Source organism: Roseovarius sp. PS-C2, from assembly GCF_018862045.1.
In the GTDB taxonomy this organism is placed as follows: domain Bacteria; phylum Pseudomonadota; class Alphaproteobacteria; order Rhodobacterales; family Rhodobacteraceae; genus Roseovarius.
Genome location: NZ_JAHKSQ010000007.1, coordinates 24,273 through 50,469 on the forward strand (window position 1 = coordinate 24,273; position 26,197 = coordinate 50,469).

Below are 26,197 nucleotides of genomic sequence, written 5' to 3' on the forward strand. Positions count from 1 at the left end.
TTGCAATCGCGCGCGTGAATCACTAGGTTTGGGTCCGATACGCATCAAGCACCCGCGCTGCGCGCGGCCTTGCAAACTCATCCCCCTTCAAAACAGATTGGAAAACGCATGACGCAAGTCAAAGAGGGCGATACCGTCCGCATTCACTATACCGGCACGCTGGCAGACGGCGCCACCTTCGACAGCAGCGAAGGCCGCGACCCGCTGGAGTTCACCGTCGGCTCGGGCCAGATCATCCCCGGCCTCGACAAGGCGATGCCCGGCATGGCCGTCGGCGACAAGAAAACCGTCGAGGTTCCCGCGGACGAGGCCTATGGCCAGCCCGACCCGAACGCCCAGCAGGCCGTGCCCCGCGCCGACATCCCCGCCGACATCCCGCTCGATCTGGGCACGCAATTGCAGGTGCAGACCCCGCAAGGCCAGGTGATGCCGGTGACGGTGGTCGAAGTGACCGAAGACCAGGTGACGCTCGACGCCAATCACCCGCTGGCCGGCAAGGACCTGACCTTCGCCATCGAACTGGTTGAAATCGCGTAAGCCACCACGCTTTCGCAAACGACGTTCAAGCGCGCGCCGGGGTTTCCCGCGCGCGCTTTTCTTTTGCGCCGCAGGCGGTAGGCTGGTCCGGTCAACCGCCGGAGTCCGTCCATGCCCACCGCCACCGAAAAGCTGCTTGCCCGTATCCGCGTTCTTCAGGACGAGCTTGAACAGGAATTCATCCGTCGCCGTGCACAATTTCGGTATCGGCTGGAAAATGACCGCGTGGTGTTCGAATCCGAGATTCGCCGCCATCACCGCGAATTTCGCGTCCGCCTCGGCACATTCCTGCGCCAGACGCGGCCCCTTGTGGTCCTGAGCGCCCCGGTGATCTACAGCCTGATCCTGCCTTTCGTGTTGCTCGATCTGTTCGTCACGCTCTATCAGCGCATCTGTTTTCCCGTCTACGGGATCGCACGGGTGCAGCGCGCCGATTTCATCCGTATCGACCGCCATCACCTTGCCTATCTCAACGGGCTGCAAAAGCTGAACTGCGTCTATTGCGGCTATTGCAACGGGCTGATCGGCTATGTTCAGGAAATCGCGGGCCGGACCGAGGCCTATTGGTGCCCCATCAAACACGCCGCCCGCGTGGGCGCGCATCACGCCTATTACGCGCAATTCGTGGATTACGGCGATGCCGAAGGGTTCGGCGCGGGGCTGTCCAGATCGCGCAAACAGATCACGCAGGCCGGGCTGTCGGGGATCGCGCCACGAAAATAATGTAGCGCGATCCTGATGATTGCTTTTAGCGGACCGCACATTGGTAAGTGCGCGTAGCCTTCATGCTTTTGCAAGTGCCGTAGTAGTCATCGAATGCAAGGCAGGATGTACTGATGTTTTTAAAGGGTAATGCATGTTCGAAGCCCCAAGCCCGGCAGCGATTGGATGCTTCGTTACCTGAAGCAGTCCAACTGATTTCTTCAATTTGGGGATTGTAGGTTGTGCTCATCTCAATCAAGCCTGCGCTCCTGCTGCCACCTGCGGCCTGCATTGATACTGGCGGCGGTGCCATACAAGCAGAGAGGAACAATGCTGATACAGCAAAAAAGGGTGAAATTTTCATATATCATTCTCCAGGGTTGATTTCCGATTGGAGAAGTCGCCTTAAACTATGGCAAAGCTTGGGAGTGAAGCAGCTATTTTTGAGGTGACGGATTGTCGAGCCTACTGGCGGCAATTCTTGGCGTATGAATGAGTTAAGTGAAGTTTGACGTTTCAGGGTGTTATTGAGCCGCGATCGATTGCGATGGTGATGAAAACCATATGCCCTTGGCTACAATGTCCGTTCGAGGGTTTCGTGAAGTCGGACAATAAGCAATGAGTGTACGCTTACCGCGTATCTTGCGAATTGATTATCCGCAAATTTTCGGTTCAGTTCTCTAACCGATCTCCAGCAAAACCGCCCCGGTGCGTCCCGGCGTCATCACTGCCTCATGCGCCTTGGCGCAGTCGGCCAGCGCATAGCGCGCGCCGATCTCCGGGCGCAATGCGCCCTCTTGCAGGGTCTTGTGCAATGTCGCGATGGCGGCGTCCCGCGCGGCGTCTGGCAGGATGTAGATCAGCGTGATGTCGATTTTCAGCGCCTTGAACAGATAGGGGCCAAAGGGCAGGGTCGGGGCCATCTGCTTGCCCGATCCGTAGACCGCAATCGTTCCCAGAGGGGCCACGACCTCGGGCAGGACCGAGATGTTTTCGCCGAATTCCACCTCGACCGCCCGATCGACACCGCGCCCGCCGGTGATCTCCATGATCCGGGCCGTCAGGTCGGGGTCGCGATACTCCAGCACATGATCGGCCCCCGCGGCGCGCACCCGCGCCTCCGCCCCTTTCGAGCTGGTGGCGATCACCGTCGCGCCGCCCCATTTGGCCAGTTGCACCGCGATATGCCCCACCGCGCCCGCGCCGCCTGAAATCAACAGGGTCTGCCCGGCCACGTCACCGCCACCAAACACCGTCTGGCAGGCGGTCAGCCCCGGAATGCCGAGGACCGCGCCGGTGGCAAGGTCCACGCCGTCCGGCAGGGGCACGGCCTGTGCCTGGGGCAGGGCGATGTATTCGGCGGCGGTGCCATAGGCGCGCTGCCATTGCCCGTTCCAGATCCAGACCCTTTCGCCGATACGGGCGGCGTCCACGCCCGCGCCGACGGCTTCGATGACGCCCGCGCCATCGGAATGGGGGATGATCTGCGGGAAGGGCGGTTTTGTCACACCGGGGCGAATTCCGGCGCGGGCCTTGGCGTCGGACGGGTTCACGCCAGACCATGCCAGCCGCACCAGAACCTCGCCCGCGGCGGGGGCGGGCGGCTCGATCCGGGTCAGGGTCAGAACATCGGCAGCCGGGCCGAACCGGTCATAGGTTATCGCGCGCATGGGCACTTCCTTTGTCGGGGATTGTCGGGGCCGCGATGCGTGTCAGGGGCCCTGCGGCCCCCAAACGGCGCGGCACATGGCCTCAGCCCTTGCGGCGCAGGCGGATCACCACATCCACGGACGCGATCTCGGCCCCCTCGGGCGCTTCGGGCAGGCGGGTGATTTCCAGCTCCTCGGCAGGGGCGTCGCTCAGCCGGTTCTCGTCTTCCCAGAAGAAATGCGGGTGATCGTGGGTGTTGGTGTCGAAATAGCTTTTCGATCCGTCGACCGTCACTTCCTGAATCAGCCCGGCCTCGCAAAAGGCGCGCAGCGTGTTGTAAACCGTGGCCAGCGATACGCTGTCGCCGCGCTTGTGCGCCTCGGCGAACAGGCTTTCGGCGGTGACGTGGCGATGCTGCCCGTCCCCCACCAGCATTTCGGCCAGAGCGACACGCTGACGGGTCGGGCGCAACCCGGCCTTGGTCAGCCAGTCGGTTTCTCGGTTTTGAGCGTGCGCGTGCATTTTGGCCTCAATTCAGGAGTTACCTGCCAATATAGTGTGCAGAGGCACATGATTTCAAACAAATTTCATGTTGCCGCTTCGGCGCGGGTGCGGTCCGACATGCTTGCAAGGGGGTTTGGGGCGGTGATACAGGGTTGCTAACCAGTTTTGAATATTCACGAAAGGGGCCGCCTGCATGGCCGACTATCCAAGCAGTTTCGACCGCGACGACCTGCTGAAATGCGCACGGGGCGAATTGTTCGGCCCCGGAAACGCTCAACTTCCCGAACCGCCGATGCTGATGATGGACCGCATCACCGACATTTCCGGCGATGGCGGCCCGCACGGCAAGGGCCATGTGGTGGCCGAGTTCGACATCACCCCCGACCTGTGGTTCTTCGAATGCCACTTTCCCGGCAACCCGATCATGCCGGGCTGTCTGGGGCTCGATGGGCTGTGGCAGCTGACCGGCTTCAACCTGGGCTGGCGGGGCTGGCAGGGGCGCGGCTATGCGCTCGGCGTGGGCGAGGTCAAGCTGACCGGCATGGTCCGCCCCGACCGCAAGATGCTGACCTATTACGTGGATTTCACGAAAGCCGTGCAAACTCGGCGCCTCACCATGGGCGTGGCCGACGGACGTGTCGAGGCCGATGGAGAATTGATCTATCAGGTCAAGGACATGAAGGTCGCGCTGTCGGAAAGCTGAAGCCAAACGGGAAAGCAAGGAGTGCGCAACATGCGTCGCGTCGTCGTCACAGGTCTGGGGGTCGTCTCCAGCATTGGCAATTCCGCCGAAGAGGTTCTTGCGTCGCTCAGGGCCGGGACATCCGGTATCACGGGCTGTGAGGAAATGAAGGAGCACGGCTTCCGCTCGCAGGTGGCCGGAACGCTCAAGATCGACGTGGCCGAGCATGTCGACAAACGCACCCTGCGCTTCATGGGGCCGGGCGCGGCCTATGCCCATATCGCGATGGGGCAGGCCATCGCCGATGCGGGACTCGAGGAGAGCGATGTCGTCAATCCGCGCACCGGGCTTGTCGCCGGGTCGGGCGGGCCGTCCACCTCGGCCATGCTGGCGGCGCACCAGACGGTGCTGGAAAAGGGCAGCCCGAAACGCATCGGGCCCTTCGCCGTGCCCAAATGCATGTCGTCCACGATCTCGGCCAACCTCAGCACGGCCTACAGGATCAAGGGCATCAACTACTCGATCACCTCGGCCTGTTCGACCTCGCTGCACTGTATCGGCAATGCCGCCGAACAGATCATGATGGGCAAGCAGGACGTGATGTTCGCCGGCGGCGGCGAGGAACTGGACTGGACCCTGTCCTGCCTGTTCGACGCGATGGGCGCGATGTCCAGCAAATATAACGACACCCCCGACAAGGCCAGCCGCGCCTTCGACGCCAACCGCGACGGGTTCGTGATTTCCGGCGGCGGCGGCATCGTCGTGCTGGAAGATCTGGATCACGCGCTGGCGCGTGGTGCGAAGATCTATGCCGAGGTCACCGGCTATGCCGCCACCTCCGACGGGCACGACATGGTCGCGCCCTCGGGCGAGGGCGGCGAGCGCGCCATGCGCCTCGCGCTGTCCACGCTGCCCGAAGATCGCAAGGTCGGCTATATCAACGCGCACGGCACCTCAACGCCCGTGGGCGACGTGGGCGAGGTCGAGGCCGTGCGCCGCATCTTCGGCGAGGGCACCACCCCGCCGATCAGTTCCACCAAGTCGATGACCGGCCACAGCCAGGGCGCCACCGGCGCCCAGGAGGCGATCTATTGCCTGCTGGCGCTGGACAACGATTTCATCATCCCGTCGATCAATGTCGAAACGCTGGACCCGGCCATTCGCGACGGCGAAATCGCCACCGCCCGCGTCGACAATGCTGGGCTGGATACGGTGATGACCAACAGCTTCGGCTTTGGCGGCACCAACGGATCAATGCTACTCAGCAAATACCATGGATAAATTGACATGAGCAATTCGATGCAAGGCAAGCGTGGCCTGATCATGGGGGTGGCCAATGACCGCTCCATCGCGTGGGGCATCGCCAAGGCGATGCACGAGGCCGGGGCCGACCTGGCCTTTACCTATCAGGGTGACGCTTTCGGCAAGCGGGTTCAGCCGCTGGCCGAAAGCCTTGGCTCGAAACTGTTGCTGGATGTCGACGTGACGGACGACGATTCGCTCGATGCGGCCTTCGCGCAACTGGCGCAAACCTGGCCGACGATTGATTTCCTGGTGCACGCCATCGCCTATTCCGACAAATCGGAACTGACCGGACGGTTCATCAATACCAGCCGCAAGAACTTCAAGCACAGCCTTGAAATCTCGGCCTATTCCTTCATCGACGTGGCGCGCCGCGCCTATCCGATGATGAAGGAAAACGGGGGCACGCTGCTGACGATGACCTATCAGGGGTCGAACAAGGTGGTGCCGAACTACAACGTGATGGGCGTGGCCAAGGCGGCGCTGGAATCGGCCACGCGCTATCTGGCCAACGATCTGGGGCCCGACGGTATCCGCGTGAACGCCATTTCGCCGGGTCCGATGAAAACCCTTGCCGGGGCGGCCATCGGCGGTGCGCGCAAGACCTACAAGCACACCGATGTCAACGCACCGCTGCGCTCGAACGCGACGCTGGAATCGATCGGCGGCACGGCGGTGTACCTGGCCTCCGATGCCGGGGCCTTCACCTCGGGCGAGGTGATCCATGTCGATGGCGGCTATCACGTTCTGGGCATGCCGCAGGCCGAAAACCTCTAGGGCTCCGGCCGCGCGCCGGCAGGGCCGCAAATCCGCCATTATCGGGTCATAGAAATGCCGCGCCTTCAGGGCAGAAAAGCGGCATGACGATGATGCCGACACATGCGCAATCGCGCGCCGACAGGTTCGACCGCCGGGCACGGCGGGCGCGCAGTCTTGCCTCTCTGGTCATGTTCGCCCTCGTGGGCACTTCCCTGACAGCCATCTGGCAGGACCGCCGCCTTGCGCCGCCCGTTCATGACGGCATGCTGGTGGTGCGGGCGAAAACCGCCGAAATGCTGGAAGACTCCGGCGTGGCGCAGACCTATCTCGCCTCGCTCGGCAAAGGCGGCCCGAAAGGGGCCGATAACGGCGACAACGCCGTGACCCGCCTGCTTCTGAGCATCCGCGACTAGGCTGTCGGGCTCATTCCGCCGGATCAATGGACTGTGCGTTTCAGGCCCCCAGGCCCGCGCGTGCCCGGCCCACTTGATGCCCCCCCTCCCGTTGGCTCTTGTTTTGTGCTATGGTCGCTTGATCATAACTCCCGAGGCCATGGGCAAGACCACCTGTCGTGAACGGTGAAATTCACCACGAATGGGAGGGGGATGTACCATGAGACCAGTAGCCGTCTTTTTCTGTTTGGTGTTTTTTGCGACATCTGCGTTCGCACAGTTCGTCAATACCAGTACGATGACACCGACGCTCAGTTTTCCTGATCCGGGTCCTGTCAACGCACCCGTTACAAAGGATACCCGCCGCCCGTGACCGGCGGGCGGTCCGGGCCTAAAACCACTGCCCCGGCTCCATCAGGCCGAGATCCAGCAACTGGCGCGAATGCCACTCGAACGGGGTGGAGTTGTGCCACTTGAAGGTCTCGATATCGTAGGTCGAGCCGGGGTTACGCTTTAGCGCCTTGGCGGTGCGGAACGAGACCACCGCCGCCGTCAGGTTGTGATGCCACGGGCAGGCATAGGTGTTGTATTCCTCGTCCGAAAACGTGTGGTCCTCGCGCAGCGTCAGCCCCTCGCGGGCGCGGAACAGCGCAATGCGGTCGATCTTGCGGCGCGGGGCAGGGATGTGCTCTTCATAGCGCCAGCGCAGCCCGCCGAAGAAATCCAGCTGCCGCTCCCTCGGGTGGTTGTGATTGTCCGGGTCGTTGCGCGCCAGCGCGTAATAGCCCGACTTGTCCAGATGCGCATCCTCAAGCGACACCGCGTTCGGGTGCCGCCCCAGATCCCCGGCATAGAGATCCACCACATAGGCCAGCATCGCATCGCGCCGCTCTTCGGTGTGAAAGGTCAGCATCTCGCCCACGGTGCGGGTTTCGCAGAACGGGTAGAACAGGTATTCGCCGTTGAAACAGTAATACATCCACAGCCCCGGCGCGGCGGCGATGATCCGGTTGACGGGGGCGGTGAAATCGCCCGAGCCGACCACGTCATGAGCGATCCTGTGCACCCGTGGCGCCACGTCCCCGGCCAGCGCGAATCCCTCGGGCATCAGCGCCAGCACGGCCGTGAATCCGCAATCCAGATGGTGGCGCAGCGTGCTGTCCACCTCGGTGTCGTCCTCGATCAGGACAATCGCCACCGGCCCCGCGGCCAGGGCGGCCTTGCCACGGCTCAGGAAATCGTCAAGGCTGTCATACTGCATCGCTGCCCCCGGTTTTGCGCCAGACTCCGCCAATTCGACCTCCATTGCAAGACACCCCGAACATGATGTAGGGAGCGCCCCTGAAACAAGGCAGGAGCGGCCCCCATGTCCGACCCCAGGAAACTGTTCATCAAGACCTATGGCTGCCAGATGAACGTCTATGACAGCGAGCGTATGGCCGAGGCCATGGGCGGCGCGGGCTATGTCGAAACCGACAGCCCCGATGATGCCGACATGATCCTGCTCAACACCTGCCACATCCGCGAAAAGGCCGCCGAAAAGGTCTATTCCGAACTGGGCCGGTTCCGCGCGCTCAAGGATGAGAAGCCCGACCTCAAGATCGGCGTGGCGGGCTGCGTCGCACAGGCCGAGGGCGAGGAAATCATGCGCCGCCAGCCGCTGGTCGATCTGGTCGTCGGCCCGCAATCCTACCACCGCCTGCCGCAGATGGAGGCCCGCACCCGCCAGGGCGAAAAGGCGCTCGACACCGATTTCCCGCTGGACGACAAGTTCGAAACCCTCAAATCCCGCGGCCCCAAGGCCAAACGCGGCCCCACCGCATTTCTCACCGTGCAGGAAGGCTGCGACAAGTTCTGCGCCTTCTGCGTCGTGCCCTATACCCGCGGCGCCGAGGCCAGCCGCCCCGCCGCGCGCATCCTCGACGAGGCCCGCGACCTGGTGGAGCGCGGCGTGCGCGAAATCACCCTGCTGGGCCAGAACGTCAACGCCTATCACGGGGCCGGGCCGGACGGGTCCGACTGGTCGCTGGCCCGCCTGATCCGCGAACTGGACAAGATCGACGGGCTGCTGCGCATCCGCTTCACCACCTCGCACCCCAACGACATGAGCGACGACCTGATCGACGCCCACGGCACCTGCGACAAACTCATGCCCTACCTGCACCTGCCCGTGCAGTCGGGCAGCGACCGCATCCTCAAACGGATGAACCGCAAACACACTGCCGAAGAATATATCCGCCTGATCGAACGCATCCGCGCCGCGCGCCCCGACATCCTGATGTCGGGCGATTTCATCGTCGGCTTCCCCGAAGAAACCGACGCAGATTTCCAGGCCACGATGGACCTGATCGAAGAGGTGAAATACGGCTACGCCTATTCCTTCAAATACTCCACCCGCCCCGGCACCCCGGCGGCAGAGCGCGAACAGCTCCCCGAGGACGTGAAAACCGACCGCCTGCACCGCCTGCAAGAGCGCATCACCCACCACCAGCGCGCCATTCAGGATGCAATGGTCGGGCGCACCGTGGGCGTTCTGTTCGAGAAGACGGGCCGCCTGCCGGGCCAGATGGTCGGCAAATCCGATTACCTGCACGCCGTGCATGTGGCCGAGTGCGATCGTCAGCCGGGCGATCTGGCGCAGGTGGAAATCACCGAAAGCGGCTCCAACTCGCTGGCCGGGCGGCTCGTGTCCTGAAATTTTCCTGACTCCGCCCGGCATCCAGCCCGATCCGATCTGCGGATTCTTTGGGGACTGTTGCCTGTTGCGACACAATATCTGGTGAATTCTCCTTCACATCGGGCCTGAACTTGCTAGAATACCGCAATGTTTCCGGTGTGTGTTGGCTTCGGTCCCGTCCGCGCCGGGAACCTTCGGGGGAACTGGTGAAAGGGGCAGTACCGTGGTGAAACAGTTTTCGATTTCAATGCGTCGCGTTCTGGGGGGGCTTGCCGCCATCGCCCTGGGGCTTGCGGCGATGGCCGATGCCGGGCAGGCGCAGCAGGGCCAGCGCGTCATCAAGGGCGAAAGATACATTCCGACCATCTGGGTCGACCCGGACGGGTGCGAACACTGGGTGATGGACGACGGCGTCGAAGGATACATGTCGCCCCACGTCACCCGCGAGGGGATCCCGGTTTGCCGCCGGGGCGATGTCTGCGGGGTGATGAACTCCGATCAACTGTTCCGCACCGACAGCGCCCATATCAACGCCGCAGGCCGTCAGCGCCTGGCCAGCTTCTTCCGTCAGGCAGGGGCCGTGTCCTATATCATCACCGGACACACCGACAGCCGCGCCTCGGACGAATACAACATGAACCTGTCGTATCGCCGCGCCAACGCGGTGGCGCGCGTCGCCCAGAGCGTGGGCGCGCGCATCTCCGACATCCGCGGCTATGGCGAACGCATGCCCAAGGCATCCAACACCAGCGCGGCGGGCATGGCGCAAAACCGCCGTGTCGAAATCATCTGTATTCGCTGAGGGGGCGGTTTCCATGAAAATTATCAATCTTGCGATTGCTCTGCCTCTCGTCGGCCTCGTGGCGGCCTGCGGTCACGGCACGGTCGGACCCGACAAGACCCGTGACCGGGGGTTCGACAAGAAACATCTCAGCCAGCTTCAGGCCGGTATCTGGATCGACCCCAACGGCTGCGATCACTGGATCATCGACGATGGCGTCGAAGGCTATCTCTCGCAGCGGCTCGACAAATACGGCAAGCCGGTCTGCTCGGGCACTGCACCGCCCACCGTGGCGACGGGCCATTTCAAGGGCGGCTCCACGAACTCGCTGGGCGATCCGCTCTGATGCCCGCCCACGTGACGCAAAATCAGCCGCAGGCCTTCCGCCTGCGGCTTTTTTCGTTTCAACTTCGTGACAATATGAAACCGGTGCTTGCACCGGCCCATGCAACTTGGCACCCTTGACTGAAACCTCTTGCGCAGGAGAACCGATTGGTCACCACCCAACTGCCCCCGTCGCCCGGTCCCGACAGCTTGCACGAAGAAGCCGTCGAATTCCCCGACAACCGCCTTCTGATCGACCTGTGCGGCGAATATGACCGCAACCTCACCGATATCGAACGCAGTCTCGGCGTGCAGATTCTGCGCCGGGGCAATCAGCTCGTCGTGATGGGCGAAGAGACCCCGGCCAAGGAAACCGTCGAGGTGCTGCGCGCGCTCTATCAGCGTCTGGAAAGCGGCCGGATGGTCGAACCCGGCGACGTGGACCGCGAATTGCGCATGGGCTCCGACTCCGACGAGATCGGCGCACGCGACGGCGATCAGCTCGAAATGTTCAAGGGGGGCCGGGTCGAGATCAAGACCCGCAAGAAACTGGTCGAACCGCGCACCGAGGCGCAAAAGGCCTATGTGCAATCGCTTTTCGGCAACGAACTGGCCTTCGGCATCGGCCCGGCGGGCACCGGCAAGACCTATCTGGCGGTCGCGGTGGGCGTGTCGATGTTCATCGAGGGCCATGTCGATCGCATCATCCTCAGCCGCCCGGCGGTCGAGGCGGGCGAGAAACTGGGCTACCTGCCCGGCGACATGAAGGAAAAGGTCGATCCCTACATGCAGCCGCTCTACGACGCGCTGAACGATTTCCTGCCCGGCAAGCAACTGGCCAAGCTGATCGAGGAAAAGCGCATCGAAATCGCGCCGCTCGCCTTCATGCGCGGGCGTACGCTCGCCAATGCCTTCGTGGTGCTGGACGAGGCCCAGAATGCCACCTCCATGCAGATGAAGATGTTCCTCACCCGTCTGGGCGAAGGCTCGCGCATGGTCATCACCGGCGACCGCAGCCAGATCGATCTGCCGCGCGGCGTCACCTCGGGCCTGCACGATGCCAAACGCCTGCTCGGCCAGATTCCCGGCATCGCCTTCAACTACTTCACCTCCAGGGACGTGGTCCGCCATCCGCTGGTCGCCGCCATCATCGAAGCCTACGACAAGGATGCGCCCACCGGTTGACCTGCCGTGCAAAACCCGGCAATGCCATTTCTTCTTGCTCCAAATATCCCGGGGGTCCGGGGGCTGGCCCCCGGCATATGCCACATGCTCACCGATACGCTGATCGAGGACAGCCGCTGGCAAGAGGCCGGCCTGGAAGACCTCGCCGAAACCGCCGCACAGGCCGCGCTGGCCCATCTGGGCCTCGATCCCGCGCTGTGGGAAATCGCCGTTCTGGGCTGCGACGATGCGCGCATCGCCACGCTCAACGCCGATTTTCGCGGCAAACCGCAGCCCACCAACGTGCTCAGCTGGCCCGAGGACGATCTCGCCCCCGACACCCCCGGCGCGCGCCCCGCGCCGCCCGAACCCGAACACGGGGCGGGGCAGGGGCCGTCGCATCTCGGCGACATCGCCATCGCCTACGAAACCTGTCAGCGCGAAGCCGCCGAGGCGGCCATCCCCCCCGCCGATCACATCACCCACCTGATCGTGCATGCGGTGCTGCATCTGCTGGGCTACGACCATATCCGTGACAAGGATGCCACCCTGATGGAGCAAACCGAGGTCGCCATACTTGGCAAACTCGGGGTTCGTGACCCATATTAGGGTATTGACCGGGGCCGCAGGCGGCCCGACCACTGGAAAAAGAGACGATGGGCGACAGTACAGACGACTCCTCTAACGCGGCGCAAAGCGCGCAGCCCGAGACCGGGCACGACAGTGACGAGGACCAGGGCGGGTTTTTCCGCCGCATCATCGGGGCCTTCAGCCCCGCCGAAGAACAATCCGAAGCCGAGGACACGGCCGATCGTGCCGTGCCGCAGGGCGCGCCGGGGTTGCGCAACCTGCACGACATGGCGGTCGAGGACGTGGCCATCCCCAAGGCCGATATCGTTTCGGTCCCGGCCACCATCACCAAGGACGATCTCGTCGATGTGTTCCGCGACAGCGGAATGAGCCGCCTGCCGGTCTATGACGGCACGCTCGACACGCCCATCGGCATGATCCACCTCAAGGACCTGGCGCTGCGCCACGGCTTCAACGGCAAGGGCACCGCCTTCTCGCTCAAGCAGATGCTGCGCCCGCTGCTGTTCGTGCCGCCCTCGATGCCCATCGGCGTGCTGTTGCAGAAAATGCAGGCCGAACGCCGGCACATGGCGCTGGTGATCGACGAATACGGCGGCGTGGACGGGCTCGTGACCATCGAGGACCTGATCGAACAGGTCGTGGGCGAGATCGAGGACGAACACGATGTCGACGACGATCAGCTCTACATCCGCGAAAGCCCCGGCTGCTACCTCGCCGCGGCCAAGACCCCGCTGGACGAGTTCGAACAGGAGATCGGCCTGTCGCTGACCGAGGCCGACGAGGTCGACGAGGAAGAGATCGACACGCTCGGCGGGCTGGTCTTTGTTCTGCTGGGCCGCGTGCCGGTGCGCGGCGAGGTGGTGGAACACCCCTCCGGCGCGATGATCGAGGTGATCGACGCCGACCCCCGCCGCATCAAGCGCCTGCGCGTCCGGCTGCCCGGCCACACGGATGGCTGACAGCCCGCTTCAGGCCACCGCCGCCCGCGCCGCCGTGCTGCGCGCGCGCCACCGCCTGCCGCTGGCCGGGCTGTTCGGCGCGCTTGCGGCGCTCGGGCAGGCCCCGTGGGGCCTCTGGCCCGCCACCCTCGCCGGGCTGGCCGCGCTTTACGCGCTGTTCACCGCCACCCCCGGCTGGCGCCGTGCCGCCCTGTTGGGATGGGCGGCGGGGACGGGGTATTTCGCCCTGGCCCTCAGCTGGATCGTCGAACCCTTCCTTGTCGATATCGCGCGCCACGGCTGGATGGCGCCCTTCGCGCTCGTCGGGCTCAGCGGCGGCCTTGCACTGTTCTGGGCGGGCGGCTTTGCCCTGGCCCGTGCCGCGGGCGGGCGCGCGCCCGCCTTCATCGCCGCGCTGGTGCTGGCCGAGGCCGCGCGCACCTATCTTCTGACGGGCTTTCCCTGGGCGCAGGCGGGCCATGCGCTGATCGACACCGCCTGGCTGCACTGGGCCTCGCTCGGCGGAGCGCTTTTGCTGACTGCGCTCACGCTGGCGGCGGCCAGCGCGCTCTGGCACGTCCTGACGGGCCCGCGCCTGCCCGCCGTCGCGACCCTGCTGGCCCTTGCCGCGCTGCATCTTGGCGGCAGCGCGCTGATGCCACCGCCCGGTGCGCCCGCCGACGCCCCCATCGTGCGCCTGATCCAGCCCAACGCGCCGCAGCACCAGAAATGGGACCCGGCCCATATCCCGACCTTCTTCAACCGCCAGATCGCCTTTACCGCCGAAGGGCCGCAGCGCCCCGATCTGATCGTCTGGCCGGAAACGGCGGTGCCCGTGCTGCTGCACCGGGCCGGGCCCACCTTTCAGGCGATTTCCGAGGCGGCGGGCGGGGTGCCCGTGGTGCTGGGCCTGCAACGCATCGACGGTATGCGGTTTTACAATTCGCTGGTCGCGCTCGATGAAACCGGCACCGCCAGCGCCGTTTATGACAAGCATCACCTCGTGCCCTTCGGCGAATACATCCCCTTCGGCGATCGGCTTCAGGCGCTCGGAATCAGCGCCTTCGCGGCGCAGCAGGGCAACGGCTATTCCTCCGGCCCCGGCGCGCGGGTGATCGACCTGTCCGGCACGGGCCGCGCCCTGCCGCTGATCTGCTACGAAGGCGTCTTCCCGCAGGATGTCGCCGCCGCGCCCGAGCGCCCGGACATGCTGTTGCTGCTCACCAATGACGCCTGGTTCGGGCAGGTGTCGGGGCCCTACCAGCACCTCGCGCAGGCCCGCCTGCGCAGCGTCGAGCAGGGGCTGCCGATGATCCGCGTGGCCAATACCGGCGTCTCGGCCATGATCGACCCGGCAGGGCGCATCATCGACCCGATCCCGCTCGGGCAGGCAGGCTGGCGCGACATTCCCTTGCCGTCACCCCTGCCGCCCACATTCTATACCCGGACGGGCGATGCGCCCGCGCTGCTGCTGGCCGCCCTGATCTTTGGCCTGTGCCTTGTGCGGTACAGGAAACGCAGCGGTCCCAGATAGCGATTGACGCGCCCCCGGCGGGCGCGTAACCACATCGCATACCCGTCACAACGGCTTCCTGGCGTGACGGCAGATAGTCAATGGAGCACTCAGCTAATGTCCCGTCAGAACTACATTTTCACCTCCGAGTCCGTTTCGGAGGGCCACCCCGATAAGGTTTGCGACCGTATTTCGGATGCCATCCTCGATGCGCTGATCGCCGAGGAACCCAATGCACGCGTGGCCGCCGAGACCTTCGCGACCTCCGGCATGGTCGTGATCGGCGGCGAGGTCGGCCTGTCCGATCAGGAAATCCTGCGCAACTACATGGGCCGCATTCAGCAGATCGCCCGCGACTGCATCCGCGATATCGGCTACGAGCAGGAAAAATTCCACTGGAACACCTGCCACGTTCTGAACTTCCTGCACGAACAATCCGCCCATATCGCCCAGGGCGTCGATCGCGACGGGGCAGGGGATCAGGGCATCATGTTCGGCTATGCCACCAATGAAACCGACGCGCTGATGCCCGCGCCGATCCAGTTTTCCCACGCCATCCTGCGCCGTCTGGCCGAGGCCCGCAAATCCGGCGCCGAACCCAGCCTGCGCCCCGATGCCAAAAGCCAGCTGTCGCTGCGCTATGAAAACGGCAAGCCGGTCGAAGTGACGCAGATCGTGCTCTCCACCCAGCACGAAAGCGAAGACCAGACCAGCGATGACATCCGCGCCATCGTCGAACCCTACATTCGCGAGGTTCTGCCCGCCGAATGGATCACCGACAAGACCGAATGGTGGGTCAACCCCACCGGCACCTTCGTCATCGGCGGCCCCGACGGCGATGCCGGCCTGACCGGGCGCAAGATCATCGTCGATACCTATGGCGGCGCGGCCCCGCACGGGGGCGGCGCGTTCTCGGGCAAGGACCCGACCAAGGTGGACCGCTCGGCGGCCTATGCCGCGCGCTACCTGGCGAAAAACGTCGTGGCCGCCGGTCTGGCCGAACGCTGCACGCTGCAACTCTCCTACGCCATCGGCGTCGCCAAGCCGCTGTCGATCTATGTCGACACCCACGGCACCGGCGAGGTCGGTGAGGAAGCCATCGAAAAGGCGATCCGCCAGTCGATGGACCTCACCCCGCGCGGCATCCGCGAAACGCTGGACCTGAACAAACCGATCTACCAGCGCACGGCGGCCTATGGTCATTTCGGGCGCGCGCCCGAGGCCGATGGCGGCTTTAGCTGGGAAAAAACCGATCTGGTCGAAACGCTGAAAAAATCCGTCTGATTTCGGGGCGGGGCCGGGTTTGCGTCCATGATGGATGCAAACCCTGCGCATCCGCCCGGATTTCGTACAAAACCCGCGTACACTTCGTACGTTTCGTACAAAAGTCATGACCCAGGACAAACACCCCTCCGGCGCCCCGTGGCGCAACTTCTATGGCCGGTTCAAAGGCAAGGGTCTGCGTAAATCGCAAGAGGCCTATCTCGATCAGGATCTGGAAAAACTCTCCCCCGGTCCGGTCGGATGGGACGTGAATCCCGACCGGGAACCAATTGATTTGAAATCGCTTTTCGGGGATCGCGATGTCTGGCTCGAGGTCGGGTTCGGCGGTGGCGAGCACATGGTGCATCAGGCGGTGCAGAACCCGGATGTCGGAATTATCGGGTGCGAGCCCTATATCAACGGCGTGGCGATGCTCTTGGGCAAGATCAGGGAGTCGGGGGCGCAAAATATTGCGGTTCACCCCGGTGATGCCCGCGATATGTTCGATGTGCTGCCCGATAACAGCATTTCGCGCGCCTTCCTTCTCTACCCCGATCCCTGGCCCAAGAAACGCCACCACCGCCGCCGTTTCGTCACGCCCGAACATCTGGGTCCCCTGTCCAGGGTATTGAAAACAGGCGCTATTTTCCGTGTGGCCACGGATATTCCCGACTATGTTCGCCAGACGCTCGAACAGGTGCCGCGCCACGGCTTCGACTGGCTGGCCGAGCGTCCCGCCGACTGGCGGCAGCCCTGGAATGATTGGATTTCAACACGTTACGAGGCCAAGGCCCTGCGCGAAGGCCGCACGCCGCATTACCTGACCTTTGTTAAGAAATAAGGTCAGAGTTGTCGCGTAACTGATTGATAATGCGTGAATTAATGCTCGAGCCGCTCACCAAGGCGGCCCAGCATGTCGACGCATTGCTGTAGCTGGTCCACCGACACATACTCATCGGGCTTGTGCGCCTGGTCGATCGACCCCGGCCCGCACACCACCGCCGACATGCCGTATTGCTGGAATATCCCCGCCTCGGTCCCGAAAGGCACAACATCTGCGGTGTTGGCGCCGGTCAGCTCCATCATGATGTGTTTGGCTTCGTTCTGATCCACGGGTTCCAACCCGTCCACCTCGCCGATCACCTCGGTCGTGATCCCCGCCTCGGGCCAGATCGCGCGCATCGCGGGCAGCAATTCTTCGTTACAATACCGTTGCAGGTCGTCCTTCACGAACTGCGCGTCCGCCGCCTGCACAGGCCGCATTTCCCATTCCAGTTTGGCGATCGAGGCAATGACGTTATGCGCCACACCCCCGCTCAGGCTGCCGGTGTTGATCGTGGTCCAGGGCGGATCGAACCGGCTGCCGGCAGGTGCCCGGGCGCGCAAGGCATCTTTCAACTCCAGCAGGCGGCCCACGTAACGCGCCGCGTATTCCACCGCGTTCACACCCTTGTCGGGGGATGAGCCATGCCCCGCAAGCCCATGAAAATGCGTGGTATATTCGTAACATCCCTTGTGCCCCTCGATGATGCGCATCATGGTCGGCTCACCGATGATGGCCACGCCGGGACGGATGCCTTTCTGCTTGAGACTGTCCACAAGCGCCTGCGCGCCGAAACATCCGACCTCTTCGTCATAGGTAAACGCGAAATGCACCGGACGGTCGCGCACACGCTCGGCAAAATAGGGCGCCATCGCGACCGCCGCCGCAATGAACCCTTTCATGTCGCAGGTGCCGCGCCCGTACAGGTGGCCCTGATGTTCCGTCATTTCAAAGGGATAGCTCGACCAGTCCTGCTCATCCACAGGCACCACGTCCGAATGCCCCGACAACACGATCCCGCCATCCGTTTCCGGGCCAATGGTCGCGAAAAGGTTGGCCTTGTGCCCGATCTCGTCATGGAAAATGTCGACTTTCGCACCCTCGGCTTCCAGCCGGTGGGCAAGATAGGCGATCATGTCCAGATTGCTGACCTCCGAGACGGTGGGAAACGCGATAAGATCGCCCAGGAGCGCAACTGTATCAGAGAGTTGTGTCGTCACTTATACCTCGAATGGATGTCGGGAAACCTGAGCGACTGTGTTTCCCCGATTTCGTCCCGTCAACCCGTATTTTGCCCCGATACCGGACTTCCGATCAAAAACACCGCGCGCGGCTTTCGCGCCAGGCCTGTTGCGCAAAAGACTCACATTTTCCGAAATCGGGGCGCGAGGGAACCAAATATGGCGGCTTTGGGTCGATTTTGAGGCGGGGCGTGAAAAAAATACTAGCGATTGTGGTGATTTGGCGGTAAATGCTGGACCAGAAGGTCAAGGTCGCGCCCAGCAAACGAGGCGCGGCAGGCCGGGGTAGAGCGGTGAGTGTAATGAAGTCTATTGAGTACGTCGCCCGCGCGGAAGCGGGAAGTGTGTTTCGTGGTTCTATCGCAGAAGGTGGCGATATCACGGTAATTCCGGCCGGTAACGGACAGGAAATATCCTTAAATCTCAGACAGATCGACATCGAGGCCTATCAACGGGACGGGGGTAATCTCATCCTCTCTCTTGCCGATGGGCGCATGATCGTTCTCGAAGGCTATTTCGGTGCGGATGGCGAAGCCGAAAGCCGGCTGTTCATCAGTGCGGACGGTTACCTGAACGAGGTGACGCTGGTCGAAGGCGGCGAAGGCACGCTGTATGCGCAATACGGCCCGACCGAAATGTGGGGCAAGTGGAGCCCGTCGGATGACCTGATCTTCCTCGGTGGCAGCGATGTGGTATCACCCGCCTCCGCGGCAGCGGGGGGCGAGGAGGTTTCAATGCTGGGCGCCGGTCTGCTGGGCGGCGCGGGCCTGTTCGGTGCGGCAGGGGCCGGGGCGGCAACGCTTGCGGCCACGTCGCTGCTGGCAGGGTCCGGCGGCGGGGGCGATGGCGGCGGGTTCATTCCCGGCGGCGGCGGTGGCCGCGACAGGATCGAGCCGTCCGTGAACGAAGAGGGCACCATCGTTGTCGGCGGCGATCCCGATGGCGATCCGTCGATCACGATCTCCGGTGAGGCCGAACCCGGCTCGGAGGTGGATGTCACGATAGGTGATGAAACCGTGGACACCCAGGCCGGTGAGGACGGCACCTGGGAGGTCGTGTTCGAGGGGGAGGATTTTCCCGAAGACGGCGAATACGATGTCACTGTGAAGGTCACCGAACCCGACGGGACGGAAACCGAGCTTGAGGGGCCGTCGGTCACCATCGACACGACGCCCCCTGAAACCGCTGTCGCGGAGGGCGTGGTTTCGACCGGCGATATCGTGAACGACGATGATTTCCACGATGGTGTCGAGATTTCCGGCACGGGCGAGGCCTGATCGACCGTGGCTGTGACCATCGACGAGGTGACCGAAACGGTCACCGTCGGTGAGGATGGGACCTGGACCGTGGAGTTCGACCCCGGCGACCTGCGCGAGGGCGATTACGAAACCGATGTCACCATCGTGTCCACGGATTCCTATGGAAACAGCGCGACGATCACCGAAACGATCTCGATCGACACGATCTATAACGATCTGGAAATCCATGCCGATCAGACAGGCGATAACGGTCTGGTCAACAAGGCCACCGCCGATACCGAGGGGCTGATCGTTACCGGCATGTCCGAACCGGGCGCGACGGTGATTGTCGCGATGGGCGGGCAAACCGTCGAGGTCACGGCTGGCAATGATGGCTCATGGCAGGCCGAATTCGACCCTTACGATCTGCCCGATACGCAATACGATGCCACCGTGACCGCGCGCACCGTCGACGACGCCGGCAACGTGACCGAGCAGTCCGAGACCATCCGTATCGACCTTGAAGTGCGCGATTTCACGCATCAGGCCGATATCGGCGGCCAAGACGGGGTGATCAACGAGGCCGAGATCGGTGGCGGCTTTACCCTGACCGGCACGGTCGAGGATGGCAGTTCCTCCGTGACGCTCAGGTTTTTCGACGAGGTGGTCGAGGCCATGGTCAATGCCGATGGCACCTGGACGGCCAGTTTCTCGGGCGATCAGGTGCCGCCGGGCGACTATTCGCAGGATGTGCAGATCATCGCAGAAGACATTGCCGGAAATACCAGGACGCTGACGCAGACCGTGGTGGTGGATACCGAGGCCGGGGCGCTGACGCTGAACGGCAATATCGGCAACAACGGTGTGATCAATCACGAAGTCTACGAAAACGGCGTCATGGTCACCGGCACAGCCGATCCTCATGCGCAGGTCGTGGTGTCGCTCGATAATGTGGAACACACGGTTCAGGCCGATGAAAGCGGCCAGTGGCAGAAGTTCTATGCCACCTCCGACCTGACGCCGGGGGTGCATTCTCCCGTACTGAAGGCCACGATCACCGATGAGCACGACAACACCTATTCGGTAAGCGAAACGCTGACGGTCGATACCGTGGTCGAAGACCTGTCCATGAACGGGCCGTCGGACATGCCGCTGACCGCAGATGGCATGCGCGTGATCAATCAGAGCCTTGCCAATGGCGGGTTCGAACTGACCGGCACGGTCGAGCCCGGCTCGCAGGTCTGGGTGGAGATCGACGGGGTGCCCGGCGATGTGACAGTCGACCCGGAAACCGGCGCATGGACCGCAGAGTTCGAAGCCGGGGCGATCCCCGGCGGCACGCGCGAGGCCGATATGGTCGTGCGGGTGCAGGATTCGGTCGGGAACCTTGACGAGTTGTCCGAGCGCGTGCTGATCGACACCGAAGTGCAGAACCTTGCCCAGGGTGAAACGGTAGGCGCGGTCAATGACTTTGCCAATCTCGACGCCGCGCGCGACGGGCTGGAACTGACCGGCACGGTCGAACCCGGTTCCGAGGTCGAGGTCAATATTTTCGGCCAGACCTATTACGCGACGGGCGACGGTTCGGGCGCCTGGTCGATCACCGTGCCGCGCGGGGTCATCCCCGATGACGAAGGCACGGCTCAGATGTCGATCACCGGCACCGACATATACGGCAATACCGGCACCGCAACGGGGCAGGTGGCCTATGACATGGTTGCTCCCGGTGAGCCGCTGGTGCGCTTCGTGGGCGAAGACCTTGGTGGCGGTTACAGCGTGGTCGGTACGGATGTCACCTCGGACAGCATCGATTTCCATCAGGTCAACACCGGCGGCGGTGTGACGGGGCTGGAGGTGAACAGCACCAATGCCGGGTCGATGACCTATCACGAGTTCGTCGACGGTTCGGGCAATCCCGCGCCCATCCCGGACGGGTCGCAACTGCTGGTGACATCGACCGATCAGGCGGGCAACGCCTCGACCACCTATCTGGTTCTGGACGAGGTGAATGCAAGCGACGTGGACCTGTCCAATCCGGCGCTCGATGGCTTCAACATCGAAACCATCGACCTCAGTTCGCGCGGCGCAAGCGGCGAGTTGACGATCACCGAAGAGCAGCTACTGGCCCTTTCGGACAACAGCGATACGCTGGTGGTCAAGGGCGGCGCCGACGACAAGGTCACCATCAGCGGGGCGCAAAGGGTCACCGATGCCCCGGATGAACCCGAAGGCTTCGATATCTACAGCCTGGGCGATGACGCCACGATCATCGTTGACGAAGATATCGACATCGTCACCTGACACGGAAAATGACGGTCGCGTCCGGGGGCGGGCGCGGCCAGACCATAAGAAGCTACCGGTCAAGGGGCAGTCATGGGGCAGAGGGACGGATCAGTGAAAGCGGCGGTTTGCCTGCTGGCGGCCATGAGCCTGTCGGGGTGCATGTCGTCCGGCGGCGGCGAAGGCGGGCAGGTCTCGCGCTTCCTGAGCAATTCACCCGATACACAACTGACCGAGCGTCAGAAAGAGGCCGCGCAATCCGCGGTGATTTCCGCCTTGCAGGCACGCCACAGCGTCCTGCCGCCGGACAGCGCCTATGCGCGTGTGGCCGGGCCGGTTCTGGCGGCCTATAGCCGTCCGGCCGAGGCCGAATTGCGCAGCGCGCGCTTGCGGGCCAGGGCCGCGTCGAAAAACTGGCTGCCGCGGATCGGCCCGGATATCAGCCTGACCAGTCTGGGCGATCTGGTGGCGCAGCTGGTGGTCGAGCAGGTGCTGTTCGACAATGGCCGCAAAAAGGCGGAACGCGCTTTTGCAAAGGCCGATGTCGAAGTTGCCGCCGTCACCCTGTCCGAGGACACGAACGAACGGGTGCTGACGGCGCTCGGCCTGTATCTGGACGCCATGAAGGCGCGCGAACGCGCCTCGCTCGAAGAGCAAACGCTCAAGGACATGCAGCATTTCGAGTGGGTCATGACCGAACGCGTCAGCGGTGGCGTGTCGGATATGTCCGATCTGAACGTCCTGCGCCAGAAACTCGCCGAAATCCGCGCGACCCTGACCGCGCAGCAGGAGGCCGAGACAACCGCGCTGGCCGAACTGAACGCCATGTCGGCAAGCCCGCTGGACGAAGTGAGCGGGCTCAGCGACCTCGCGCCCGACCCTGCCGCCGCGCGCCCGCTCGAGGTGCTGCGCGCCGAGGCCGAGAAAGACCGCGATATCGCGCAGGCCAAAATCGACCGGGCGGGCCTGTTGCCGGGCCTTTCGGCAGGGGGCACCGTGGACGAGGACGGATCGAATATCGGGCTGAACATCTCGACCGATCAGCTTCTGGGGCTTGGCACCGGCGCCAGCCTCAAGGCGACACAAGCCGAACGCGATGCCGCCGAGCGCCGTGTCGGTCAGGCGCAGGAAGACGCCGAGCGCACCCTGCGCCGTCTCGATGGCCGCCGTTCGGCCCTGTCCCGGCAAGTCACCGAAGCCAGCACGCTGGCCACACAGGCCAAGGCCAATCTCGACCTGTTCCAACGGCAATACAAGGCCGGGCAACGGCAGGTGATGGACGTGGTCGGGGTCTATGAAACCTTCGCCGCGCGCCAGACCGCGCAACTGGACCTGAAATACGAACTGGCCAGAACCCGCCTGCAGATCGCGCGGCATCTGGGCCTTCTGGCGGACGGGGGCGACATTTGAGCAAGCCGCCCGCAGTTCTGTCGATCACCGGTGGCGTGCGCCGCCGGCTCAAGGCCGTTTCCAACAGCGACGCCCCCCCCTCCGCATCCCCGCCCGAGCCACAGATAAACTCGCGTTTTGGCGGACGGGCCGAGGCCCGCGCCAAATTGGGGGCCACCTACGCCGCCATTCTGGGGCAGGAGGTCATGGCGCGCGATATCCTCGAGGCGATGATGTCGAGCGCCGCCACTGGCGATCAGCCGCAACCACAGGCCCTGGCCGACGGTCTGGCCGCGGTCGGCCTGCTGACCGAGGTGGAGACCGTCGCGCAGTGCCTTGGCGATCACTGGCCCGCCCTCGCGCAGATGACCAGCGGGCAGTTCATCCTCGTGCTGCAACAGGATCGCGGCGATCTGGTAATCTACGATCCCACCTGCACCGACAATCGCGCTACGGTCGCACTGGACGAGTTCGAACCCTATTTCACCGGCATCGTCGTGCGCGCCGAAGCGCCCCTGCACCGGATTTCCGGATCGCACACCGAAACACGGGCCGAGCCACATTGGTTCTGGGGTCAGTTCGCCGGGTTCCGCCGCCATTTCGCCGAGGTGGTTCTGGGGTCCTTTGTGGCCAATATCCTGGCGGTTGCGGTCGCGCTGTTCGCGCTTCAGGTCTATGATCGCGTGATCCCGCACCAGTCCGAAGCGACGCTTTGGGTGCTGGCGGGCGGCGCGGCGCTGGCGCTGCTGATGGAGGCGTTTCTGAAAATCGCCCGCGCGCGGCTGATGGACGGGGCCGGGCGGCAGATCGAGTTGAACGTGCAATCCCTTCTGATGAACCGCCTTCTGGGTATGCGATCCGAGGTGGCGGGCCGCACGCCCAGCCAGTTGTTCAGCGCGATGCGCGAATTCGGCTCGGTGCGTGAATTCTTCACCGCCTCGACCATTGGCAGCCTTGCGGATGTGCCGTTTATCTTCGTCTTCCTTCTGCTGGTGACGTCGATTGCCGGAAACGTGGTCTGGGTGCTGATCTTCGGCGCGATCCTGATGGTCCTGCCGGGGGTATTCCTGCAAAAGAAGATGATCCGCCTGACACAGGAAACACAGGGCGCGTCGTCGAAATCCTCGCGCCTCCTGCACGAGGCGATTTTCGAACTGGACACACTGAAAACCCAACGCGCCGAGGATCGGTTCCGCCGCCTCTGGACCGAGCTGACCACCCTTCAGGCGCTCAAGTCCAGCGAGCAGCGCAAACTGGCCTCGACCCTGACGTTCTGGAGCCAGGGCGTGCAGCAGGCCACATATGTCTCTGCCGTGATCATGGGCACCTATCTGGTGTTCGCCGGAGACTTCACCGTGGGGTCGATCATCGCCGTGTCGATCCTTACCAGCCGCACGCTGGCGCCGCTGACGCAACTGGCAGGCACCTTGGCGCGGTGGAGCAATGTGAAATCCGCCCTCAATGGCATGGACCAGATCGCCTTGGCCGAACAGGACAGCGCGAGCGACCGCTCTTACCTGCGGCGCGAAACGCTGGAGGGCGGGTTTGAGTTGCGCGAGGTCCAGTTCGGCTATGACACGGGTGCCGCGCCCGTTCTGGACATCCCCGCATTGGCCATTCAGCCGGGGCAGAAACTGGCCATTCTCGGGGCCAACGGCTCGGGCAAGTCCACTTTCCTCAAACTGCTGTCGGGGCTCTACGCGCCCGCCAGGGGCCGGGTCATGGTGGATGGCACCGACATGAACCAGATCGAGCCGCGCGATCTGCGCCGTCTGGTGGGGTATCTGGGGCAGGATGTCCGCCTGTTCACCGGCTCCCTGCGCGAGAACCTGAACCTGACCTTGCTGGAACGCGACGATGATCGCCTGATGCAGGCGCTGGATTTCGCCGGGCTGGGGCCATTCGTCAAATCCCACCCAAAGGGGCTTGATCTGGAAATCCGCGACGGCGGGCAGGGGCTCAGCCAGGGACAGCGCCAGTCGATCGGCTGGGCGCGGCTGTGGCTGCAGGATCCGCGTATCTGCCTGCTGGACGAACCGACCGCCGCGCTGGATCAGACGCTCGAGCGCACGCTGGTCAGCCGTCTTGAAACTTGGCTGGCGGGCCGCACGGCGGTGATCGCGACGCATCGCGTGCCGATCCTGCAACTGACGGATCGCACGATGATCCTGCAAAACGGCCGCATGGCGGTGGACGGTCCGCGCGATCAGGTGCTGGCGCATATCGCCCAGGGCCCGCAGGGAGGGGTATGAGCATGGCCACAGGCGCAACGACCCTTGTCGCGCAACTCAACGACCGGCTGCGCGGCCCCAGCCTGACCATCTGGCTCTGCGCCGCCAGCGTGTGGTTGTTCATCATGTGGGCCGCCTTTGCATGGGTCGATGAAATCGTGCGTGCCGATGGCGAGTTCATCTCGTCTTCGCGCCCGCAGATCATCCAGAACCTCGAAGGCGGCATCCTGTCCGAACTGCTGGTGCAGGAAGGCGATATCGTGGATCGGGGCGATGTGCTGGCCCGGCTGCACGGGACACAGTTCAAATCCTCGGTCGAAGATCTGCGCGATCAGATCAACGCCCATGACATCCGCCGCCTGCGGCTCAAGGCGGAACTGGCCGGGCAGTTCGACTTTGCCGTGCCCGATGATCTGGCCGCCCGCAGCCCCGAAATCGTGGCTTCGGAAAAGGCGCTGCTGAAGGCGCGGCAGGCCGATTACGTCAAGCGCAGCGAAGGTGCCAAAGAGGTGTTGCATCAGGCCGCCGAGGAACGCCAGCTTCTGGAAAACCTGTTGGAAAAGAATGTCGTGGCCCTGATCGAAGTGACCCGCGCCCGCAAGGATCATGCCGACGCGCAAAAGCGCTATGACGAGATCGTGACGCAAACCGAACTGGACCGCGCACAGGACTATTCCGACACGCTCAAGGAACTGGCGACGCTGAAGCAGAACCTCAAGGCCAGTCAGGATCAGCTGAACCGTACCGTCCTGACCAGCCCCATGCGCGGCATCGTCAACAACCTGAACGTCACCACCATCGGCGGGGTCGTCCGCCCGGGCGAGCAGATACTGGAGATCATCCCGCTGGACGAGGAAATGTTTGTCGAGGCCCGCGTCGCGCCCGAAAACATCGCCAATATCCGGCGCGGGCAAGAGGCCACGATCAAGCTGACCGCCTATGATTACACGATCTACGGCACGCTCAAGGGCGTTGTGGATTTCATTTCCGCTGATACGTTCAAGGACGAAAACGCTCGCGATCCCGACGGCAACCCGCATTACAAGGTGACGCTGTGGGTGGATATGTCGGCGCTGACGCCGCGCCAGTCCAGCATCGAAATCCGCCCCGGCATGCAGGCGCAGGCGGAATTGCACACCGGCCAGAAGACCGTTCTGCAATACCTGCTCAAGCCGCTCTACAAATCGCGCGAGGCCTTCCGCGAACCCTGATCCCG

General features: G+C 63.6%; 25 protein-coding genes and 1 riboswitch. Of the genes, 20 read left to right on the forward strand and 5 right to left on the reverse strand.

Features of this window, described 5'->3' with window-relative positions; translation table 11 throughout:
• Positions 1 to 108 precede the first annotated feature (108 nt).
• Both KPG71_RS14130 and KPG71_RS14135 read left to right on the forward strand, forming a co-directional pair.
• A complete protein-coding gene (locus KPG71_RS14130) occupies positions 109 to 537 on the forward strand; it encodes a peptidylprolyl isomerase (RefSeq protein ID WP_216338650.1) in 429 nt (142 codons plus the stop codon).
• A gap of 111 nt (positions 538 to 648) precedes the next feature.
• Complete coding sequence (locus tag KPG71_RS14135; protein WP_216338651.1) at positions 649 to 1,260, forward strand: hypothetical protein; 612 nt, start codon at positions 649 to 651, stop codon at positions 1,258 to 1,260.
• A gap of 25 nt (positions 1,261 to 1,285) precedes the next feature.
• Here KPG71_RS14135 and yecR read toward each other — a convergent pair whose 3' ends face one another.
• From yecR to irrA, 3 genes are all read right to left on the reverse strand, one after another.
• Positions 1,286 to 1,603 carry a YecR family lipoprotein gene (gene yecR, locus KPG71_RS14140; protein ID WP_216338652.1) on the reverse strand — a complete coding sequence of 106 codons (318 nt, stop codon included), beginning with the start codon at positions 1,601 to 1,603 and terminating at the stop codon, positions 1,286 to 1,288.
• Positions 1,604 to 1,919: 316 nt separating this feature from the next.
• Positions 1,920 to 2,909, reverse strand: a complete 990-nt coding sequence (locus tag KPG71_RS14145; RefSeq protein WP_216338653.1) for an NADPH:quinone reductase — start codon at positions 2,907 to 2,909, stop codon at positions 1,920 to 1,922.
• Positions 2,910 to 2,991: 82 nt separating this feature from the next.
• On the reverse strand, positions 2,992 to 3,411 hold the full coding sequence (gene irrA / locus KPG71_RS14150; RefSeq protein ID WP_216338654.1) for an iron response transcriptional regulator IrrA: 420 nt from the start codon (positions 3,409 to 3,411) through the stop codon (positions 2,992 to 2,994).
• A gap of 175 nt (positions 3,412 to 3,586) precedes the next feature.
• Here irrA and fabA point away from each other — a divergent pair, with 175 nt between their 5' ends.
• The 4 genes from fabA to KPG71_RS14170 all read left to right on the forward strand — a co-directional run bounded on the left by fabA (position 3,587) and on the right by KPG71_RS14170 (position 6,549).
• A complete protein-coding gene (gene fabA / locus KPG71_RS14155) occupies positions 3,587 to 4,096 on the forward strand; it encodes a bifunctional 3-hydroxydecanoyl-ACP dehydratase/trans-2-decenoyl-ACP isomerase (protein WP_216338655.1) in 510 nt (169 codons plus the stop codon).
• Positions 4,097 to 4,126: 30 nt separating this feature from the next.
• Positions 4,127 to 5,356 carry a beta-ketoacyl-ACP synthase I gene (gene fabB, locus KPG71_RS14160; protein WP_216338656.1) on the forward strand — a complete coding sequence of 410 codons (1,230 nt, stop codon included), beginning with the start codon at positions 4,127 to 4,129 and terminating at the stop codon, positions 5,354 to 5,356.
• A 6-nt stretch (positions 5,357 to 5,362) separates the two neighbouring features.
• Positions 5,363 to 6,154: an enoyl-ACP reductase gene (locus KPG71_RS14165; protein WP_216338657.1), complete on the forward strand. Its 792-nt coding sequence runs from the start codon at positions 5,363 to 5,365 to the stop codon at positions 6,152 to 6,154.
• Positions 6,155 to 6,237: 83 nt separating this feature from the next.
• Positions 6,238 to 6,549, forward strand: coding sequence for a hypothetical protein (locus tag KPG71_RS14170; protein WP_216338658.1), 312 nt, complete (start codon positions 6,238 to 6,240; stop codon positions 6,547 to 6,549).
• A gap of 370 nt (positions 6,550 to 6,919) precedes the next feature.
• Here the strand turns inward: KPG71_RS14170 and KPG71_RS14175 are convergent, their stop codons facing one another.
• Positions 6,920 to 7,789 (reverse strand): hypothetical protein, encoded by an 870-nt coding sequence (locus KPG71_RS14175; protein WP_216338659.1) that lies wholly within the window; start codon positions 7,787 to 7,789, stop codon positions 6,920 to 6,922.
• Between the two features lie 105 nt (positions 7,790 to 7,894).
• Between KPG71_RS14175 and miaB the strand changes: the two genes are divergently transcribed.
• The 9 genes from miaB (at position 7,895) to KPG71_RS14220 (ending at position 16,620) form a co-directional block, all read left to right on the forward strand.
• Positions 7,895 to 9,223 carry a tRNA (N6-isopentenyl adenosine(37)-C2)-methylthiotransferase MiaB gene (gene miaB / locus KPG71_RS14180; RefSeq protein WP_216338660.1) on the forward strand — a complete coding sequence of 443 codons (1,329 nt, stop codon included), beginning with the start codon at positions 7,895 to 7,897 and terminating at the stop codon, positions 9,221 to 9,223.
• A 280-nt stretch (positions 9,224 to 9,503) separates the two neighbouring features.
• Positions 9,504 to 10,007 (forward strand): OmpA family protein, encoded by a 504-nt coding sequence (locus KPG71_RS14185; protein ID WP_253196288.1) that lies wholly within the window; start codon positions 9,504 to 9,506, stop codon positions 10,005 to 10,007.
• Between the two features lie 13 nt (positions 10,008 to 10,020).
• Positions 10,021 to 10,332, forward strand: coding sequence for a hypothetical protein (locus KPG71_RS14190; protein ID WP_216338661.1), 312 nt, complete (start codon positions 10,021 to 10,023; stop codon positions 10,330 to 10,332).
• Between the two features lie 146 nt (positions 10,333 to 10,478).
• Positions 10,479 to 11,495: a PhoH family protein gene (locus KPG71_RS14195; RefSeq protein ID WP_216338662.1), complete on the forward strand. Its 1,017-nt coding sequence runs from the start codon at positions 10,479 to 10,481 to the stop codon at positions 11,493 to 11,495.
• An 84-nt stretch (positions 11,496 to 11,579) separates the two neighbouring features.
• A complete protein-coding gene (gene ybeY, locus KPG71_RS14200; protein WP_216338663.1) occupies positions 11,580 to 12,083 on the forward strand; it encodes an rRNA maturation RNase YbeY in 504 nt (167 codons plus the stop codon).
• 47 nt (positions 12,084 to 12,130) lie between these two features.
• The gene (locus KPG71_RS14205) at positions 12,131 to 13,024 is read left to right on the forward strand and encodes a hemolysin family protein (protein ID WP_216338664.1); all 894 of its coding nucleotides are present in this window, start codon (positions 12,131 to 12,133) and stop codon (positions 13,022 to 13,024) included.
• The gene (gene lnt / locus KPG71_RS14210; protein WP_216338665.1) at positions 13,017 to 14,537 is read left to right on the forward strand and encodes an apolipoprotein N-acyltransferase; all 1,521 of its coding nucleotides are present in this window, start codon (positions 13,017 to 13,019) and stop codon (positions 14,535 to 14,537) included. Before KPG71_RS14205 ends, lnt begins: the two co-directional genes overlap by 8 nt.
• A 39-nt stretch (positions 14,538 to 14,576) precedes the next feature.
• Positions 14,577 to 14,625, forward strand: a riboswitch (SAM-SAH riboswitch).
• Between the two features lie 8 nt (positions 14,626 to 14,633).
• Complete coding sequence (gene metK, locus KPG71_RS14215; protein WP_216338666.1) at positions 14,634 to 15,800, forward strand: methionine adenosyltransferase; 1,167 nt, start codon at positions 14,634 to 14,636, stop codon at positions 15,798 to 15,800.
• Between the two features lie 106 nt (positions 15,801 to 15,906).
• Positions 15,907 to 16,620, forward strand: coding sequence for a tRNA (guanosine(46)-N(7))-methyltransferase TrmB (locus KPG71_RS14220; RefSeq protein ID WP_216338667.1), 714 nt, complete (start codon positions 15,907 to 15,909; stop codon positions 16,618 to 16,620).
• Between the two features lie 38 nt (positions 16,621 to 16,658).
• Here KPG71_RS14220 and argE read toward each other — a convergent pair whose 3' ends face one another.
• Positions 16,659 to 17,822 (reverse strand): acetylornithine deacetylase, encoded by a 1,164-nt coding sequence (gene argE, locus KPG71_RS14225; RefSeq protein ID WP_216338668.1) that lies wholly within the window; start codon positions 17,820 to 17,822, stop codon positions 16,659 to 16,661.
• Between the two features lie 515 nt (positions 17,823 to 18,337).
• On the opposite strand from argE, the gene KPG71_RS14230 reads away from it, so the two are divergent.
• The 5 genes from KPG71_RS14230 to KPG71_RS14250 all read left to right on the forward strand — a co-directional run bounded on the left by KPG71_RS14230 (position 18,338) and on the right by KPG71_RS14250 (position 26,192).
• Positions 18,338 to 19,120, forward strand: a complete 783-nt coding sequence (locus tag KPG71_RS14230) for an Ig-like domain-containing protein (RefSeq protein ID WP_216338669.1) — start codon at positions 18,338 to 18,340, stop codon at positions 19,118 to 19,120.
• A gap of 6 nt (positions 19,121 to 19,126) precedes the next feature.
• Entirely contained in the window at positions 19,127 to 21,382 is a 2,256-nt protein-coding gene (locus KPG71_RS19845; RefSeq protein ID WP_216338670.1) for an Ig-like domain-containing protein, read from the forward strand.
• A 72-nt stretch (positions 21,383 to 21,454) separates the two neighbouring features.
• Positions 21,455 to 22,771, forward strand: coding sequence for a TolC family protein (locus KPG71_RS14240; protein WP_253196280.1), 1,317 nt, complete (start codon positions 21,455 to 21,457; stop codon positions 22,769 to 22,771).
• 104 nt (positions 22,772 to 22,875) lie between these two features.
• Entirely contained in the window at positions 22,876 to 25,002 is a 2,127-nt protein-coding gene (locus KPG71_RS14245; RefSeq protein ID WP_367397361.1) for an ATP-binding cassette domain-containing protein, read from the forward strand.
• A 2-nt stretch (positions 25,003 to 25,004) separates the two neighbouring features.
• Positions 25,005 to 26,192, forward strand: a complete 1,188-nt coding sequence (locus tag KPG71_RS14250; protein WP_216338671.1) for an HlyD family efflux transporter periplasmic adaptor subunit — start codon at positions 25,005 to 25,007, stop codon at positions 26,190 to 26,192.
• Positions 26,193 to 26,197: the final 5 nt, after the last annotated feature.

What these genes read in the sequence shown, in the direction of transcription:
- ybeY (WP_216338663.1), top strand. Translation starts at nt 11,580, where the DNA reads ATGCTCACCGATACGCTGATCGAGGACAGCCGCTGGCAAGAGGCCGGC.
- KPG71_RS14205 (WP_216338664.1), top strand. Translation starts at nt 12,131, where the DNA reads ATGGGCGACAGTACAGACGACTCCTCTAACGCGGCGCAAAGCGCGCAG.
- irrA (WP_216338654.1), bottom strand. Translation starts at nt 3,411, where the DNA reads ATGCACGCGCACGCTCAAAACCGAGAAACCGACTGGCTGACCAAGGCC.
- fabA (WP_216338655.1), top strand. Translation starts at nt 3,587, where the DNA reads ATGGCCGACTATCCAAGCAGTTTCGACCGCGACGACCTGCTGAAATGC.
- KPG71_RS14250 (WP_216338671.1), top strand. Translation starts at nt 25,005, where the DNA reads ATGGCCACAGGCGCAACGACCCTTGTCGCGCAACTCAACGACCGGCTG.
- KPG71_RS14175 (WP_216338659.1), bottom strand. Translation starts at nt 7,789, where the DNA reads ATGCAGTATGACAGCCTTGACGATTTCCTGAGCCGTGGCAAGGCCGCC.
- KPG71_RS14145 (WP_216338653.1), bottom strand. Translation starts at nt 2,909, where the DNA reads ATGCGCGCGATAACCTATGACCGGTTCGGCCCGGCTGCCGATGTTCTG.
- KPG71_RS14190 (WP_216338661.1), top strand. Translation starts at nt 10,021, where the DNA reads ATGAAAATTATCAATCTTGCGATTGCTCTGCCTCTCGTCGGCCTCGTG.
- yecR (WP_216338652.1), bottom strand. Translation starts at nt 1,603, where the DNA reads ATGAAAATTTCACCCTTTTTTGCTGTATCAGCATTGTTCCTCTCTGCT.
- KPG71_RS14135 (WP_216338651.1), top strand. Translation starts at nt 649, where the DNA reads ATGCCCACCGCCACCGAAAAGCTGCTTGCCCGTATCCGCGTTCTTCAG.
- KPG71_RS14170 (WP_216338658.1), top strand. Translation starts at nt 6,238, where the DNA reads ATGACGATGATGCCGACACATGCGCAATCGCGCGCCGACAGGTTCGAC.
- metK (WP_216338666.1), top strand. Translation starts at nt 14,634, where the DNA reads ATGTCCCGTCAGAACTACATTTTCACCTCCGAGTCCGTTTCGGAGGGC.
- KPG71_RS14130 (WP_216338650.1), top strand. Translation starts at nt 109, where the DNA reads ATGACGCAAGTCAAAGAGGGCGATACCGTCCGCATTCACTATACCGGC.
- KPG71_RS14240 (WP_253196280.1), top strand. Translation starts at nt 21,455, where the DNA reads ATGGGGCAGAGGGACGGATCAGTGAAAGCGGCGGTTTGCCTGCTGGCG.
- KPG71_RS14165 (WP_216338657.1), top strand. Translation starts at nt 5,363, where the DNA reads ATGAGCAATTCGATGCAAGGCAAGCGTGGCCTGATCATGGGGGTGGCC.
- miaB (WP_216338660.1), top strand. Translation starts at nt 7,895, where the DNA reads ATGTCCGACCCCAGGAAACTGTTCATCAAGACCTATGGCTGCCAGATG.
- lnt (WP_216338665.1), top strand. Translation starts at nt 13,017, where the DNA reads ATGGCTGACAGCCCGCTTCAGGCCACCGCCGCCCGCGCCGCCGTGCTG.
- KPG71_RS14220 (WP_216338667.1), top strand. Translation starts at nt 15,907, where the DNA reads ATGACCCAGGACAAACACCCCTCCGGCGCCCCGTGGCGCAACTTCTAT.
- KPG71_RS14230 (WP_216338669.1), top strand. Translation starts at nt 18,338, where the DNA reads ATGATCGTTCTCGAAGGCTATTTCGGTGCGGATGGCGAAGCCGAAAGC.
- KPG71_RS14185 (WP_253196288.1), top strand. Translation starts at nt 9,504, where the DNA reads ATGGCCGATGCCGGGCAGGCGCAGCAGGGCCAGCGCGTCATCAAGGGC.
- fabB (WP_216338656.1), top strand. Translation starts at nt 4,127, where the DNA reads ATGCGTCGCGTCGTCGTCACAGGTCTGGGGGTCGTCTCCAGCATTGGC.